17 protein-coding genes are annotated in these 15980 nt (G+C 44.1%); 7 read left to right on the top strand and 10 right to left on the bottom strand.

Annotated features, from left to right (window positions below; genetic code table 11):
• Nucleotides 1–4: 4 nt before the first annotated feature.
• From DC094_RS18425 to DC094_RS18415, 3 genes are all read right to left on the bottom strand, one after another.
• On the bottom strand, nucleotides 5–865 hold the full coding sequence (locus DC094_RS18425; RefSeq protein ID WP_116688597.1) for an HDOD domain-containing protein: 861 nt from the start codon (nucleotides 863–865) through the stop codon (nucleotides 5–7).
• Nucleotides 865–1206, bottom strand: a complete 342-nt coding sequence (locus tag DC094_RS18420; RefSeq protein ID WP_133245615.1) for a hypothetical protein — start codon at nucleotides 1204–1206, stop codon at nucleotides 865–867. The genes DC094_RS18425 and DC094_RS18420 overlap by 1 nt, the downstream gene beginning before the upstream one ends.
• 260 nt (nucleotides 1207–1466) lie before the next feature.
• Nucleotides 1467–1946 carry a Fur family transcriptional regulator gene (locus tag DC094_RS18415; RefSeq protein ID WP_116688595.1) on the bottom strand — a complete coding sequence of 160 codons (480 nt, stop codon included), beginning with the start codon at nucleotides 1944–1946 and terminating at the stop codon, nucleotides 1467–1469.
• 348 nt (nucleotides 1947–2294) lie between these two features.
• Here DC094_RS18415 and purE point away from each other — a divergent pair, with 348 nt between their 5' ends.
• Together purE and DC094_RS18405 are read left to right on the top strand one after the other, a co-directional pair.
• The gene (gene purE, locus DC094_RS18410; RefSeq protein ID WP_116688594.1) at nucleotides 2295–2786 is read left to right on the top strand and encodes a 5-(carboxyamino)imidazole ribonucleotide mutase; all 492 of its coding nucleotides are present in this window, start codon (nucleotides 2295–2297) and stop codon (nucleotides 2784–2786) included.
• Nucleotides 2787–2870: 84 nt separating this feature from the next.
• On the top strand, nucleotides 2871–3980 hold the full coding sequence (locus DC094_RS18405) for a 5-(carboxyamino)imidazole ribonucleotide synthase (protein ID WP_116688593.1): 1110 nt from the start codon (nucleotides 2871–2873) through the stop codon (nucleotides 3978–3980).
• Between the two features lie 322 nt (nucleotides 3981–4302).
• Here the strand turns inward: DC094_RS18405 and DC094_RS18400 are convergent, their stop codons facing one another.
• Nucleotides 4303–4977, bottom strand: a complete 675-nt coding sequence (locus tag DC094_RS18400; protein ID WP_116688592.1) for a hypothetical protein — start codon at nucleotides 4975–4977, stop codon at nucleotides 4303–4305.
• Between the two features lie 531 nt (nucleotides 4978–5508).
• On the opposite strand from DC094_RS18400, the gene DC094_RS22925 reads away from it, so the two are divergent.
• Entirely contained in the window at nucleotides 5509–5655 is a 147-nt protein-coding gene (locus DC094_RS22925; protein ID WP_116688591.1) for a universal stress protein, read from the top strand.
• 91 nt (nucleotides 5656–5746) lie between these two features.
• Here the strand turns inward: DC094_RS22925 and DC094_RS18390 are convergent, their stop codons facing one another.
• A complete protein-coding gene (locus DC094_RS18390; RefSeq protein WP_116688590.1) occupies nucleotides 5747–6178 on the bottom strand; it encodes a DNA polymerase III subunit chi in 432 nt (143 codons plus the stop codon).
• A 102-nt stretch (nucleotides 6179–6280) separates the two neighbouring features.
• Nucleotides 6281–7783 carry a leucyl aminopeptidase gene (gene pepA / locus DC094_RS18385; RefSeq protein ID WP_116688589.1) on the bottom strand — a complete coding sequence of 501 codons (1503 nt, stop codon included), beginning with the start codon at nucleotides 7781–7783 and terminating at the stop codon, nucleotides 6281–6283.
• A 142-nt stretch (nucleotides 7784–7925) separates the two neighbouring features.
• Here pepA and lptF point away from each other — a divergent pair, with 142 nt between their 5' ends.
• The 3 genes from lptF (at nucleotide 7926) to DC094_RS18370 (ending at nucleotide 11127) form a co-directional block, all read left to right on the top strand.
• Entirely contained in the window at nucleotides 7926–9029 is a 1104-nt protein-coding gene (lptF, locus tag DC094_RS18380; RefSeq protein ID WP_116688588.1) for an LPS export ABC transporter permease LptF, read from the top strand.
• Nucleotides 9029–10096 carry an LPS export ABC transporter permease LptG gene (lptG, locus tag DC094_RS18375; protein WP_116688587.1) on the top strand — a complete coding sequence of 356 codons (1068 nt, stop codon included), beginning with the start codon at nucleotides 9029–9031 and terminating at the stop codon, nucleotides 10094–10096. Before lptF ends, lptG begins: the two co-directional genes overlap by 1 nt.
• Before the next feature lie 200 nt (nucleotides 10097–10296).
• On the top strand, nucleotides 10297–11127 hold the full coding sequence (locus DC094_RS18370; protein ID WP_116688586.1) for an acyl-CoA thioesterase: 831 nt from the start codon (nucleotides 10297–10299) through the stop codon (nucleotides 11125–11127).
• 61 nt (nucleotides 11128–11188) lie between these two features.
• On the opposite strand, the gene bioA is transcribed toward DC094_RS18370, so the two are convergent.
• The 3 genes from bioA to DC094_RS18355 form a co-directional block, all read right to left on the bottom strand.
• Nucleotides 11189–12484: an adenosylmethionine--8-amino-7-oxononanoate transaminase gene (gene bioA, locus DC094_RS18365; RefSeq protein ID WP_255420947.1), complete on the bottom strand. Its 1296-nt coding sequence runs from the start codon at nucleotides 12482–12484 to the stop codon at nucleotides 11189–11191.
• A 318-nt stretch (nucleotides 12485–12802) separates the two neighbouring features.
• A complete protein-coding gene (locus tag DC094_RS18360; RefSeq protein ID WP_116688585.1) occupies nucleotides 12803–13012 on the bottom strand; it encodes a cold-shock protein in 210 nt (69 codons plus the stop codon).
• A 226-nt stretch (nucleotides 13013–13238) separates the two neighbouring features.
• Nucleotides 13239–13448, bottom strand: coding sequence for a cold-shock protein (locus DC094_RS18355; protein ID WP_116688584.1), 210 nt, complete (start codon nucleotides 13446–13448; stop codon nucleotides 13239–13241).
• Between the two features lie 856 nt (nucleotides 13449–14304).
• Here DC094_RS18355 and DC094_RS18350 point away from each other — a divergent pair.
• Nucleotides 14305–14679 carry a hypothetical protein gene (locus tag DC094_RS18350; RefSeq protein WP_178030927.1) on the top strand — a complete coding sequence of 125 codons (375 nt, stop codon included), beginning with the start codon at nucleotides 14305–14307 and terminating at the stop codon, nucleotides 14677–14679.
• Between the two features lie 89 nt (nucleotides 14680–14768).
• Here DC094_RS18350 and fabV read toward each other — a convergent pair whose 3' ends face one another.
• The gene (fabV, locus tag DC094_RS18345; protein WP_116688583.1) at nucleotides 14769–15965 is read right to left on the bottom strand and encodes an enoyl-ACP reductase FabV; all 1197 of its coding nucleotides are present in this window, start codon (nucleotides 15963–15965) and stop codon (nucleotides 14769–14771) included.
• Between the last annotated feature and the right edge of the window lie 15 nt (nucleotides 15966–15980).

Raw genomic sequence — 15980 nt, 5'->3', positions numbered from 1 at the left:
TGATTTAGTCGTTCAACCCCTGTAAAAAAAGATCGCTTATTGCTTCGAACTGTTGATAACTTCGTTTTAGAATTTCTTCTAGTGAAGCTTCAGATAAATTCATTTTTTGCCAACTTACTGGATTTAATGTGGGCGCAGCGTTTTCTCCGCAATTACCCCAATTTAACAAGTGCGATAACCACTGCGCACAATGCAGTAGATGCACTGATACTTCATCGAAATCGTCCGTTTGATATTGATAGGCAATGGCTTTAATTTGCGGTTCAGTCAAATGCCAATGACGTAAAAGCTGCTCTGCTAGCTGGCAATGGTTAAAACCTAATTGCTGATGTTCCAGTTGATGCAATGGTTGGCCGCTATGTTTTAACGACTCAAGAAGAATTGCGCTGTGATCTGGGCACAGATTAAACAGCACTAATCGACCAATGGACGACATCAAGCCTGTAAGGTAATAACGCTCAATACTCGCTAACCGAGAATGAATTGCGAGGTTTCGACTAATCAAGGCAACCGATAAACTATGTCGCCAAAAATCACCCAAACTGAGCGGGCCATTATTAAATTTCTTGGTGGCGTCAATCACGCAATAAATTAATGTAATTTCTCTTAGCTGGCGCATGCCTAAACGGCTAATTGCACTAGTGATGGTATCAACTGGACAGCCAATAAATAATGCTGAATTTGCCAGTCGCATTACTCGACCCGCGAGTAGTGGGTCGTGATTGATGATTTCGGCCAGCACGTCAAAATCGGTATCGTTAGCGCGCAGTGCAGTATCGAGTTTGTGATAGGTATCAGAAAAAGCTACCAACCGACTGCCTTCGATGACTAATTGATGAAGCGATGGTTGAACGGTTTCAGACATTAGGAAGCAGCCTCTTTCAGTAATTGATTTTCAATCACTCGAACCGCCATACGAACTTCACTGCATAACACATCGTTATGCCGTAATCGTTGGCGAACTTGCTGCTGAACCTTAAGAGCGGTTTCACGGATTTTCTGGTCTGGCGTGGCGTGAACTACCCGAATAGAAGGCTGATCCTGACTGAGAATCTCAATTTGTCCGATGCCCCAAGCCTTCAAAGTTCTGAGGTTGCTGGGACATAATTTGCTACCGGCCTTTAGCAGCTTTCTGCCATCCAATGTGGCAACGTCTTTAGCGCAAACCATCCCTGCTTCAAGATCTCGGACCGAGACTATTCTCATGCAATACTTCCCGAATCCCATTGACTGCTAACAACTACCTGGAACGAAAGAGCGTTTGCACGGCTGACATATGTCAGCTCAATTAAACTGACCAGGATAGCGCAGCAGCAATATGCTGGCATAAATTTAGTGATTCAATCATATATGAAGCTTATGAGGGATGCATTGTCGGCCGATTGACGGGCATCATATCAGTGCACCTGTATACCCAAACCAACTCAAGTTGCAGGGTGCAGACCTCGAAGTGACTTGGATATAAGTTAATCAGTTTGCACCGGCTGGCAATGCTGACATAAACCATGAATTTCGACGATGGCACCACTGGTTTTGAAGTTTTGCGACTGTGCATATTGCTTAAGAGATTCAGGTAAATCGGGAATATGTATTTCCTGAACCCGTTTGCAGCCGCTGCAAATCATTAACTGAAAATCGCTACTTTCATGTCGGCAATCACAACGGGTGAAAGCATTCATCGAAGACACGCGATGAATCAGCCCTTGCTCAAGCAAAAAATCTAGTGCGCGATATACGGTAGGCGGTTTTGCCGAAGGATCATCTTTTTGTAGTTGTGCCAATAAATCATAAGCGCTAACCACGTGATGATTTTGCCAAATCAGTTCAAGAACCCTACGACGAGCAGCGGTAAACCTCGCGCCTGATTCACGACAGACTTTTTCTGCCCGCTGCAGTGCAGATTCAATGCAATGCTGGTGATTATTGTTGATACAAGGTGTCGACATAGATAAATAAACTGAGAAAATAATCAAATCAATGGAGCAAAGTCTCTGACAATCTCTAGCTGGTGTCCACTTCAGTGATCATTCGAGCAGATAATCGGCGGTGAATCATATTAGGCGTGGCCTGACCATTGATGACTTTGATGAAGCTGTTGAATTGCCTCAGTAGTCATCCAATGATCTGTTCGATCATACATGCATTAACAACCAAAAATTAACAGTTAATCACTTGTTTCTGTTATCGATTGCAAATGCTTATGATAATATCGCCCGTCTCTAGCGCAGAGGTGCATTACTGGTATTCAGCACCTGTATAAGCAAAGAATCAACGCAGTTTATGAGGAGATCGCAATGAATCCGCAAGTGGGTATTATCATGGGGTCGACCTCTGATTGGGACACCATGCAGCATGCTGAATTGATGTTGAATGAAATGGGCGTGAGCTGTGAAGTGAAAGTGGTATCGGCACATAGAACGCCGGATCTGTTGTTTGAATATGCAACGACTGCTGCTGATCGTGGCATTCAGGTAATCATTGCTGGTGCCGGTGGCGCTGCACATTTACCTGGAATGGTGGCGGCCAAAACCCACCTTCCTGTGCTGGGTGTTCCGGTTCAATCGAAGGCTTTGAAAGGCATCGACTCTTTGTTATCTATTGTGCAAATGCCAAAAGGTATTGCAGTCGGTACTTTGGCAATCGGAACCGCGGGTGCGGCAAATGCGGGTATTCTAGCCAGTCAGATTGTGGCGTTAAATGACGCGGTGGTGACTGAAAAATTAAAAGCATTCCGCAAGCAACAAACTGAAAACGTATTATCTATACCTGATCCTCGAGAGATGTAACCGCAGGCTTGTGCTTAATCAATTCGTTGATTAATTGATATGCAAAACATGTGTGCTTAATAAGCAGTACAGGGTTTAAAGATAATGAAAATCGGTATTCTTGGTGCCGGCCAACTTGGCCGAATGATGGCTTTGGCGGGCATTCCGCTAGAGCATGAATTTTATTTTTATGGTAATCCTGCCAGTGCGCCCGCGGCAGTTGCTGGGCAAGTGTTTGATGAAAAGGATCCATCAGCACTTGATGCATTTATAAAAGCATCTGATGTGATTAGCTACGAAAGTGAAAACATCAATGCGGAGCTAGTCCAAAATATCGAGCTGAAGAAGCCGGTATTTCCTTCTGTAAAATCTCTACGTTTTTCCCAGCACCGCCTGACTGAAAAAAATCTGTTTCGTGAATTAAATATTCCGGTGGCTGATTTTTATAAAGTAGAAAGCCTAGAAGAATTAAAAGGTGCGATTGCTCAACTGGGCCTGCCTATTGTTTTGAAAACCACCACCATGGGCTATGACGGTAAAGGTCAGGCGGTAATTAAAACAGCAGCAGATATCGGTCCTGCATGGCAGCAATTAAAAGGTAATCAATTGATTGCTGAAGCTTTCGTTAATTTTCAGCGAGAGCTATCGATTATTGCCGCTAGAAATGCCAAGGGTGAACATGTTTTTTATCCGCTAGCAGAAAATAGCCACCGCGACGGTATTCTTCGGTTAACTCAAGTGCCTGCTCCGGGCGTGAGTCAGCAGCTACAACAGTTGGCTGAACAGCATATTTGTAGCCTGCTTGATCAACTGGACCATGTCGGTATTTTAACTCTGGAGTTGTTTGATACCGGGCTTGAAGGTGACCAAGCTTTAATTGCCAATGAAATGGCGCCACGGGTGCATAACTCCGGCCATTGGAGTCAACAAGGTGCTGAGACTTGCCAGTTTGAAAACCATATTCGAGCAATCTCAGGTTTGCCATTAGGAGCCACCAATTGCCGACATCCTTTGGCAGCGATGATCAATATCATCGGCAAAAAAGGTGATAAGAATCTGGTGTTATCTGAACCAGCTGCGCATTTGCATTTATATGGTAAAAGCGAGCGAGCTAATCGTAAACTCGGTCATATCAACCTAGTTGCCGATGATGCTACGCATATGCAGCAGTTGATCAGCAAGTTTGATGGGTTTATGCAAGAGTGTGGAGAGTAGCCAGTAAGCGCTATTTAACTCGCAAGGCCTGTATTAAATAAAAACCGAAATCCTGTGGTGGGGTTTCGGTTTTTTTATTTCAGTAGTTGGTGTTTGTGAAAGTACGGCTGGTTTTAACTGGCTTAAATGTAATTAATTGGCGCAAGGGTTTTGGCTAGTATCATTTCGTTGAATGAAACTTTGGCATTTACCTGTAAATAATAGCGAGAAAATTCTCTAGCGCTATGTGTTTATATGTCGGCATATACGGCTTGCTTATGCACTTATGATACGAATCCGTGTGCATAATGTCTGTTAAATAGTGCAACAATTAATATCTAGCTTAAGAAAAATTGTATGCAAGTACTTCTTCTAGGGAAAAGAAATGGCTCTCATTTCTAGCGATAGTGTCACTCAGTAGTGTCAGCATCATTGGATAGTCGGCTGTTGTCGGATTGATTGCTTGAAAGCCTTGTTGTTTTACTATGACTCTATTGGCAACACTGTCATCAATAAGTACTACTTCTCCTGGCAATGTATCATTCGCCTGCAAGTAAGTTTTTAAAATGATGGCTGCTTTGGCTTTAGCATAATCAAGTATTTGTATTTGTGCTGTATTAGAAGGATCGACCTTAACTGGCGATTGAATATTGCATGCAAAAACTATTTCTTTTGTACCACTAGCTTCAAGGTCATTTCGATTATAGAAGCTGGCCTCATAAATTTTTTTGGTGATTTCTTCAGAGTGGATAGAAAACATTTTTAAAATTGCACGTTTGGCAGAGGCCTCTTCATACAATCCAGCAGTAATGAAATGTAAATGAGAATTCTGCAATGTTGAATTGAAAAAATTCAGATGTTCAAAAGTATACAAAGGAAATACAGCGTGTTGTGTTTTCTTTGTAGAAATAGGTGTGTAAACCATGCAGGTTTTTGCTTGTTGGTGAGCTGAAAGTTTTTCTAAGCCTCCTTCAATAGCAAATAAAGTTAGGTCAAGATCAAAAAAAACATGCCACATTTTAGGTTCCTTTTACTTGATTTGTTGCTGGCCGGTAGCGCTCATTCCATCTAGTATTTGCCGCATTCCTATATTTTATTTGTGGCAAGTAAGATAATTATTTTATTTTAAAATCAGCCCAGAATATAAATAGGGATATTTAGTGTTTCATTGCTGACAGATATTAATATTCCATTACTGACAGATATTAATATTCCATTACTGACAGATATTAATATTCCATTACTGACAGATATTAATTTTCTATTGCTGACAGGTGTTTGTTGTGTTGTTTTCTTAATAATTTAAAGAGTGAAATATATAAAATTATAATTTTCGCGATTGAATTTACACGAACAAACAGAACAGTTCTACCCCTAGCTATTGAACTGGCAAATGCCACAAGAGCAAGGCCGTCGGCATTAAATATTTTGCCATATATCTTTTTTTTGAAAGATTATCAAAGTAAATTAAAAGGGTGAGCGCTTGAGGAAATTGAGAAGATCACAGCAGCAAGAAGAACTGAATGATTAAGTCAGTAAGTCCTATGAGGTGATTTATGGTGAAGCTGAAAAGAGAGATGTGGATCTGATTGTCATTGGCACCCATTCTAAAAATGGGTTGAGTCCACTGCTGGGTTCAGTCGCTACTAGTGTTGTGAATTATGCTAAATATGATGTTTTGTTAGTAAGAATCTAGCGCTGTTTTTGCCAGTTTGATGAAATATTCTGGCTTGCCGGATTTTATGTCGAACTGTGCTTGTTAAAAAATGGGCGCTATTTGATACGGCTTATTTCTTTCTTAAATCAAAAAACTTCAACGAATAACCTCGATCTTGGTAGAACTTCCAGTTTTGTCTCAGCTTGGGGCGAATTTCGTTATCTTCTGGAATGATTTCGATATTGCGCTGAAACTGGCTGAAGAATAGCGGCAAGTTAGTGCTGAGATTAATTAAAATATCGGCTTGAGTTTCAGGGCGTTCAACGCAGCCAATCACTACCGGGCTTTGTGGGTCGTGGGATATATATCGCTCATGCGGCACAAAACTACCGGGCTTGAAGCTCCACAGTAGATCATCCATTTCTCTGGCTTGTTGTTCTGACTGAGTGTGTAAATAAACACGCTTACCTTGTTGTACCGCTTTCTCGGCAATTCGACAGGCATATTGCATTCGAGCCTGTTGGTTATCTTGTGCCAGAAGGTAAAAGGTAATTTCAGTCATTGCGCGGGGCCTGTTAGAAAAATGAGGTGCGACTTAAAGCAGCGGTTTTGGCGTAAAGCTAATGTCAGCTGCAGTGATTACCGCAGCTGACATTGTGCAGAATTAATCCTGCTTAACTTGGGCGCGGTTCATAACGTATTGAGTCAACATTTGAACGGGGCGGCCAGTGGCGCCTTTTTGTGCGCCTGATTTCCATGCGGTGCCTGCGATGTCCAGGTGCGCCCAGTTGTACTTCTTGGTGAAGTTCGACAGGAAACAACCGGCAGTGATGGTACCTGCAGGACGACCACCGATGTTAGCCAGATCAGCAAAGTTAGACTTTAACTGCTCGTGGTATTCATCCCACAAAGGCAAACGCCATGCGCGGTCACCGGTGTATTCACCCGCATTCAATAAGTCATGTGCCAGTGGGTTGTGGTTAGCTAGAACCGCAGAAGCCACGTGACCCAGAGCCATGATGCAAGCGCCAGTTAAGGTTGCGATGTCGATAACCGCTTCTGGCTGATATTTTTCAACCCAAGTCAGGGTATCGCACAGTACCAAGCGGCCTTCAGCATCGGTATTGAGCACTTCGATGGTGATGCCAGCCAAGGAGGTGACGATATCACCTGGCTTGCTTGCGTCGCCGCCCGGCATGTTTTCAGCCGCAGCAATAACACCGACCACGTTAATTGGCAGATTCATTTCAGCGATTGCTTTCATAGTACCGAATACCGAAGCGGCACCGCCCATGTCATATTTCATTTCATCCATGCCAGCGCCTGGCTTGAGTGAAATTCCGCCGGAATCAAAAGTGATGCCTTTACCAACCAAGACAATCGGTTTTTGACCTTCAGGGCCTTGCATGTGCTCCATCGCGATCAGCTTGCCTTCTTCCTTACTGGCGCGAGAAACAGAAACAAACGCACCCATCCCCATTTTTTCCAGCTCAGGCTCTGAAATAACTTCAGTCTTGATGCTGTCATAAGTAGTCGCCAGTTCAGTTGCCTGATCTGCTAAATACTGAGGGGTACAAATGTTACCCGGCATATTAGCCAGATCGCGAGTCAGGGTCATGCCTTGGCTAATTGCCTGGCCTTCGATGATCGCTTGCTCGCCAATTTTTAATTCAGCGCGAGTAGGAACCGTCATCACCATTTTGCGTAATGGGCGACGAATATCGGCTTTCTTGCTTTTCAGCTGATCGAAACGATATAAGCTGTTTTCTGCGGCTTCTACTGCGGTACGCACTTTCCAGTGAATGTCGCGGCCTTTAACATTAAGGTCAGTTAGGAAGGAAACTGCTTCCATAGAGCCAGTTTCATTCAGCTGGGCGATTGTTTTGGTGATAATCTCCCGGTATTGTGCGTCGTCCAGATCACGTTCCTTGCCACAGCCGACCAGTAATACACGGTCGCACAGGGTATTAGGAACATTGTGCAGTAATAGCATCTGTCCGGCTTTGCCTTCCAGATCGCCACGGCGCAGAATATTGCTGATAAAACCGCCGCTGATTTGATCCAGCTGCTCGGCTACTTGGGAAAGACGGCGAGGTTCGAAAACACCTGCAACAATACATGCTGTACGTTGCTTTTCAGGACTGCCACTTTTAACACTAAATTCCATGATAATTCACTCCGGTATTGTGTTCCGGTTTACATAATGCCCGGTATCTTGCCACAAGCTGTCAGCTCCGGCGATTGAATTGTTGGTAAATCAGACAGAATTGAGCCATTTGAGTGCTCAGGGTTCAAAATAGCAACTTTTGATGAAACTGATACAACGTTACCTACTGCTTGAAATCCTTCAAACCCTTGCGGCTTTGACCATGGTTTTGATGATGATTTTCGTCAGCGGCCGCTTCGCCAGTTACCTAGGAAAGGTTGCCGCTGGAGAGATGGACGGTCAGCTGGTGGTTTCCCTGTTGGCCTTTAAAGTGCCCGGTTATTTAGCCGCGGTGCTTCCTATTGCTATGTTTTTAGCCGTTTTATTGGCGTTGGGTCGGTTGTATGCCGATAGTGAAATGGCAGCTCTGCGCGCCTGTGGTCTGAGTGATCGACAGCTATTAACTTCGGTGGGTTTAAGCAGTATTCCTGCGGTCGTTATCTGCTTTATGTTGACCTTCTATGCCAAGCCTTGGGCCGAAAATGCTGAAGAGTATTTGCTGGCTGAAAATAGTGCTCAATTACCTTTGGCTAATATGGAGTCATCGAGTTTTCTTGAGCCAGCCCCCGGCCAAGCTTTCTTTGCCGAAACTATTTCTGGTGATCAGAAAAATTTTGGTGATGTTTTTATTGCCGATTTATCGGATCCGAATGCGCCCAGTATTGTGATGGCACCTAAAGCCAGCTGGCAACAATCTAAAGCAGGCGATAGTTATTTGTCTTTGGAAAATGGTAATGCCTGGCAAGGCGTGGTCGGGCAATCTGATTGGTTAATTACCCGCTACCAGCAATATGGAATCTGGCTGGATGCACCTTTAGATGCGGGTGCTGATTTGTCGGTTGAAGGCATGAATGTCAATCAGTTGTTAAGCAGCCATACCAATGAAGCAACGGCTGAATTTCAATGGCGAATAGCCCAGCCGCTTTCTTTGTTGTTGCTAGCATTGCTGGCAATTCCATTGAGCGAGATTCGACCGCGGCAAGGGCGTTTTGCCCGAATGTTCCCAGCCATTCTGGTGTATATCGTTTATTCCAATATTCTCAGCGTGGCTCAGGTTGCAGTTGAAGAGGGGCAGATTGCAGCATGGCCCGGTATGGGCTGGGCATTTTTGCTACTGCTGCTGTTTATTAGTTGGAGTTGGCGAAAATCAATGGGGCGGATGTTTTCAAAACAATTACCCCATGCTGTCACAGGGGCTAATTCATAATGTTTAAGCTGCTGAATATATATATTGGTAAACAGGTCATAGCCGCGACTGTTATGGTTTTGCTTGGCTTGCTGGCGCTAGAAACGCTGTTTTCAGTAGTACGTGAGCTCGATGATGTTGGCCAGGGATCCTACGGCTATAGCGAAGTGGCACAGGTGGTGTTGGCTGGTTTGCCTGCCAAAATTTATGAGTTGTTCCCCATGGCGGGTTTAATGGGCGCATTAGTTGGGTTAGGTGCGCTGGCGACCAGCTCAGAATTAACTGCAATGCGCGCCGCTGGCATGAAGCTGAGCCAGTTGTTGTGGGCGGTAATGCAAGCGGCAATCCTTTTAATGGTTCTGGCGACTGCTCTGGGTGAAGGTGTGGCACCTTATGCGCAAAGATTTAGTGATGAATTGCGAGCAACATCCCGCCAGCAGGTTGATGAATTAACCCGCGGTAGCAGTTTATGGTTCCGCGAAAAAAATGAATTTGTATTTGTTCAGCGAGTGGAATCAGAGCGGCAACTAGAAAAAATCTGGCGATTCAAATTAGATCAGGACGGCAAGTTAGTTGAAGTGTGGCAGGCTGACCGGGCATTGCGCACCGGAAGTGACTGGGCACTTCGCAAGGTAAAATGGACATTTCTTGGTTCAGACAGTGCCGAAAGTGGTAAGCGAGAAAGCGTACCGTGGAATACATCGCTAACGCCGAAAACCTTATCTGCCATGTTGCTTGATCCATCGTTAATGAATGCGCGGGATTTAAATCGCTATTTACGATTTGCCCAAGAAAACGGTCTGGAATCGTCTCGCTATGAATTGGCTTTTTGGCAGAAAATTTCACAGCCCTTAGCAACATTAGTAATGATTTTTCTGGCGACACCATTTGTTTTTGGCCCCTTGCGCAGCAAACCTATGGGGCAAAGGCTGGTCGTTGGCATTTTGCTTGGCTTCGGTTTTCATATGGTCAACCGAACCTTTGGTGCAGTGAGTCTGGTGTATGGTTTGCCCGCTCCGGCTGGCGCCTTGTTGCCCTCATTTTTGTTTTTAGCCATGGCAGTATTTATGCTGCGGCGAGTGAGATAAAGATTAAAATTAAAATCTAAATCGATAAATAAAAATCCGCTGCTTCTATCAGATATAAACGATAGGAATAGCGGATTTTTTTTGGCTCTTGTTAATTAATCTAAATGAATTAATCTCCGTTGGCTATTGTGCATCGGCAAGCTATCAGCAGTGTTTTTGCCGATTTTGCCATATAAGAAAAAGCTGCCAAGGATAATAAAATGCAATTTGACCAATATCTAAATCAAGCTCGAGAGGGTGGGGCGCAACAAATTGCTGCAAGTTGGGGGCAAGGGCGCACCACTTTTGGCGGTTTGTCTGCGGCGATTACCCTGGAATCTATTTCTTCAATTGAAGCTAAAGCAGAAAATGGTGGCAAACGACTGCTTCGTTCGCTAAATGTGAATTTCTGCGGCCCATTAATGGTTGAGCAGCCTTTTGAATTAGAGCATCAGCTATTGTCCGAGGGAAAATCCATTTCCCAGCGTACGGGTCAGGCCATCCAAAACGGCAGGGTGGTTACTCAGGTGGTGGCTTGTTATGGCGCTTCCAGAGATTCCGATATTGCGGTACAGGCTGAAAGGATTTCGTTAATCGAGCAAGGTGTTGTTGGGCCAGGGCAGGGAACAAAGCTGGGTTATATTGCTGGCGTCACGGCAGAATTTGTTCAGCATATAGATTTCAGCTTAATTAAAGGCGGATTTCCATTTTCAGATTGTCAGGAAACTGTCATGGAAGGTTGGATGCGTTTTTCCAGCGCGCCGGATGAATTTCATGATTCGCATTTAGCAGCATTAATTGATTCATGGCCACCGGTAGTAATGCAGATGATGAAGCGCCCGGGGCCTGCAAGTAGCGTTAGCTGGAATTTAGAATTAATGCAGCCGCTGCCAAAAATTGAACCAGAAGAATGGTTGTTTTATCAAGCGGTGATTAAGCAAGCGGCTAATGGCTATGCTCATACTGATTCGAGAGTATATAAAGCCGATGGCACTTTGCTGGCTTTGTCGCGCCAGCTAGTGACGATTTATGATAAAAAACAAATCAAATAGATATATAACCCGGTTGTTTCTGGTTTTAGTTACCTGAAACGACCGGGCTACCAATAATTAATTACTTCAGCACTTCACAAATAGTCTGACAGAGCGTTTTAATATCCTGGTCGCTCATTATGTAGGCAGGCATAATATAAACCAGCTTGCCAAATGGGCGCACCCAAATACCTTTTTCAATGCAGGCGGGTTGAATTGTTTTCATGTCGACCGGCTGTTTCATTTCAATCACACCGATAGCACCGATTACTCGAACATCTGCTACGCTCGGGTTTTCTCTAGCGGGTGCGAAGTGTTTGAGCATTGCCGATTCCAGCCTTAGAATATTGGCTTGCCAATCGGATTCAATTAATAGCTGCAAGCTAGTATTGGCAGCTGCACAAGCTAATGGATTACCCATAAAAGTTGGGCCGTGCATAAAGCAGCCAGCTTCACCATTGGAAATAGTGTTGGCAACATCAGTGGTGGCTAAAGTTGCCGCCAAGGTCATGGTGCCGCCGGTTAGTGCTTTACCGAGGCATAAAATATCTGGGCTGATATTGGCATGCTCGCAGGCAAACATTTTTCCGCTGCGGCCAAAGCCAGTGGCAATTTCATCGGCAATTAACAGCACGTCAAATTCATTGCATAAATCACGCGCGCGCTTTAAATATTGCGGATGATAAAAACGCATACCTCCAGCACCTTGAACAATTGGCTCAACAATCAATGCGGCAATATGTTGGTGGTGCTGCAAAAGAATTTGTTTTAATGAATCTATATCTGATTCATCCCAAGGTTGCTCTGGAGTGATTTGTGGTGCATCGGCAAAGAAATGTTGCTGTAAATTATTAGCAAAAATATGGTGCATTCCAGTCACCGGGTCGCATACCGACATGCAGCCAGATGTATCGCCATGATAACCGTGGCGCAAACTGACTAGCTTATGTTTTTCTGCTTTTCCTTTGGCTTGCTGATATTGCAGCGCCATTTTTATTGATACTTCTACTGCAACCGAACCTGAATCTGCCAGAAAAACATGGTTCAAACCTTCAGGTGTCAAATCGACCAATTTTTGTGCTAGCTGAATGGCCGGTTCATGGGTTAGGCCGCCAAACATTACATGGGCCATTTTTTCGGCTTGCTGCTGAATGGTTTTTATTAATTCTGGGTGGCCGTAGCCATGAATGGTGCTCCACCAAGATGACATGCCATCTATCAATTGGCGGCCATCAGCTAATGTTAGGCGAACCCCTTTGGCCGACTCGACTGGCCAGACATCGGCAGGTTGAGTCATGGATGAATAAGGGTGCCAAATATGTTGGCGATCAAATGCCAAAGCAGCATCAAGGTCGTTTTTAAAAGAAATTGGTTGCAATGGAAGATCGCTCTTTTGAGTGTGCTAGAAATTAAATCTATTTGAATTGCTGCGGCTGGAAATCGTCGAGTAAGATTTGTTTGTACTTGGAAATATGCGGGCATCTTGGCAGGTAATTACTCCCAGCTCCCATGCTTTTTGATGACATATATTTCGGTTCTGGAAATCGTCATCCCAGCATCCTGATGACATACATTCCATCCCATCCCTGGAAATCGTCATCCCAGCATCCATGCTTCCTGATGACATACATTCCATCCCTGGAAATAAAAAAGGGCAGCTAAAAAGCTGCCCTTCTTGGAATCTTGAGCATAAAACCTATAAAGGAGTTACGTTCTCAGCCTGTGGGCCTTTTTGGCCTTGAGCTACTTCCATAGTTACTTGCTGGCCTTCTTGCAGTGAACGACGGCCAGTGCCTTGGATAGCGCTGAAATGAACAAATACGTCCTTTCCACCTTCACGCTCAATAAAACCAAAACCTTTCTCGTCATTAAACCACTTAACTGTACCAGTAACTTGTCCAGACATGTCTGTATTCCTTAAATTGTTCCAATCAACCGATTGGTGTTGTTTAAATTCAATTGAAAAATATATTCAATATAAATTCAAACTTATTGTGCCCAACGTAAATAAGTTATTGGATGCTAATTAATTAACTAAACCAATAAAACTTCACCGGGCGTGAAACTCAGCAAAAGCTGATAAGCAAGCGGGGTAGCCGAGACTGCCCCGCTAAGGCATAAAGCCGTAAAACCTATAAAGGAGTTACGTTTTCAGCCTGAGGACCTTTTTGACCCTGGACAACGTCCATAGTCACTTGTTGGCCTTCTTGCAAAGAACGGCGGCCAGTACCTTGGATGGCACTGAAATGAACGAATACGTCCTTTCCACCTTCACGCTCGATAAAACCAAAACCTTTTTCATCGTTGAACCACTTAACGGTTCCTGTAACTTGACCAGACATGTCTTTCTGTTTTCCTTAATTGCGCTAATCAAAACGATTAGCCTTACTTAGCTTCAATCTCATATGATACTGAAGCTACTATGCCCACAATAACACCTATGCCATTAAAAGCATACGAGTTGATAAGGGCGAATTTAAAAAATATTGATTGCTAGAAATAGCAGGCAGAATGCGACGACAAATCGGAGCAGTGAGAAGCTCACACATCAAAGAGCGATGAGTTATAGCGCTTGCGGGCGAGAGTCTTGCTTGATCAGCTGAAGCTATCGAAGTCGTAATTGTAACGTGCACTCAAAATCAACATATTGCGCCAGTCTGTAGCCGTAATCGAAAGTTCGAAACACTACAGTTCAGGCAGGTGGGCATATTATTGACTATCCGATGCTGTGGGGCAAGTAATCATTACAAATTTAACTGCTTTATTTCGACTGACAGGTTGGGTGGTGTTTTTTGCTGGTTAATTGTAGTTATCTGATGATTATTGGAATGAAATTGTTTAGTAGCATGGGCCAAGTTTTTTCGTGGCAGCAGCAAGTTTTTTCAAATAATGTAAAGCAGTTCAAAAGCATTTAATAACAAATCTATTTATATGGGTGGGTACTGGTGACAACTTCTATTCTAAATAACAATTGTCACACGCGGGTGTCAGACTCAACGCACTTCGGGTATTTTCGCAGTCTGACGGTTGGTTTTTGTGTAGTAAATAACGCAGAAGAGCTGCTGATTTGGTCAGTACATCTGAAATAGCGTGGTGCGGGTTTCAGGTTGTTGATAGAAAGCCGATAAGCTAATGGTAATGATCGTTTCACTCGGTTTATGTGGACTTATATAGAGTGAGTTTCTAATGGAGAATAGAATGAAGCTACCGATTACCATCGTACTATTGGCAGCATCGCAGTTAGTATTTGCTGACAATAGCTTGCTCGCAACTTGTAATTCCGGCGCGACTGAGCGGTTGATCGAAGTTGTTTATCCCACTGGAAATAAGCTGCCATGTGAGGTGCGCTATACCAAAGCTGGAGCGAGTCAGGTGCTTTGGAGTGCAAGAAATCAAAGAGGTTACTGCGAACAAAGAGCGGCGGTATTTGTTGAAAAACAAAAAGGTTGGGGTTGGCTATGTAGTGATCTGAAATCATTGAAAGCGAGCGGCAACGCCAATACCTCGACTAGTCAGGTTCGACAGCTGCCGACCTCAGGTGAATTGGCTATTCCTGAAGCAGGCAGTAACTAGATTCATGCCCAAACCACTTCACGAGGCAGGCTGGAATGGTTCAGGTGTATATTACGATGGCGTTAATACGCCATCGTAATTTCAACTACTTATAATGTAATTGGCTGGTAATCGACTTCTGGGTTAACGTCTGCATCATAGTCAACGCCATCAATACCAAAGCCGAATAATTTCAGGAATAAATCTTTGTAAACCTGATAATCGGTCTTCTCGAACAAGTTCTCAGAAGTCACTTCTGCCCATAAAGTTTTACAAGCATCCTGAATTTCAGCACGCAATTCCCAATCATCCATACGAATACGCTGGCAATCATCTAGTTGCATTTCACTGTTGTTATACAAGCGAGTAGCAAACAGGCGTTGAATTTGTTCCATGCACCCTTCATGAACGCCTTGCTCACGCATAATGCGGAAAACCATCGAAAGGTATAAAGGCATCACCGGAATGGCAGAAGAAGCCTGGGTGACTACTGATTTAAGTACTGCAACATTGGCAGTGCCGCCTTTTTGTCCGAGTAAATTGTTTAATTGGCTGGCTGCGCGATCGAGATCTTCCTTGGCTTTACCCAAAGCACCGTGCCAGTAGATTGGCCAAGTAATTTCAGTGCCGATGTAGGAATAAGCAACCGTTTTACAACCGTCAGCTAATACGCCAGCATCATTTAAAGCATTGACCCATAATTCCCAATCTTCACCACCCATAACTGTAATGGTGTCAGCAATTTCTTGCTCAGTTGCGGGCTCTACTTCGGCTTCAATGATTTGATCATTATTGGTGTTAATTGCTGTTGAGCGATAGGTTTCACCAATTGGTTTGAGCGCTGAACGAATTAATTCGCCGCTGTCAGGTAATTTACGAACAGGTGATGCTAGAGAGTAAACCACCATATCAATCTGACCGAGATCTTCTTGAATTAGCTTAATCGTGGTGTCACGTGCTTGATTTGAAAAGGCATCGCCATTAATTGATTTGGCATATAAGCCTGCTTCGCCAGCAAATTTTTCAAATGACGCTGAGTTATACCAGCCTGCAGTACCGGGCTTTTTAGCTGTTGCTGGTTTTTCGAAGAAAACACCAATAGTTGCAGCGTCTGAGCCAAATGCAGAAGCAATTCGTGAAGACAGGCCGTAACCAGAAGAAGCGCCGATGACCAATACCCGCTTAGGGCCATTTTCAATCTTGCCCTGGGCTAGGGTGTAGTCAATTTGCTCGCGAACATTTTTCTCGCAGCCAACAGGATGGGTTGAGGTGCAAATAAAGCCACGGATTTTTGGTTTAATAATCATCGCTTGATCAGTCTG

Source organism: Pelagibaculum spongiae (assembly GCF_003097315.1).
Taxonomy (GTDB): domain Bacteria; phylum Pseudomonadota; class Gammaproteobacteria; order Enterobacterales; family Pelagibaculaceae; genus Pelagibaculum; species Pelagibaculum spongiae.
Note: the sequence above shows the minus strand (reverse complement) of the source record. Positions and strands in the feature narration are given on the sequence as shown.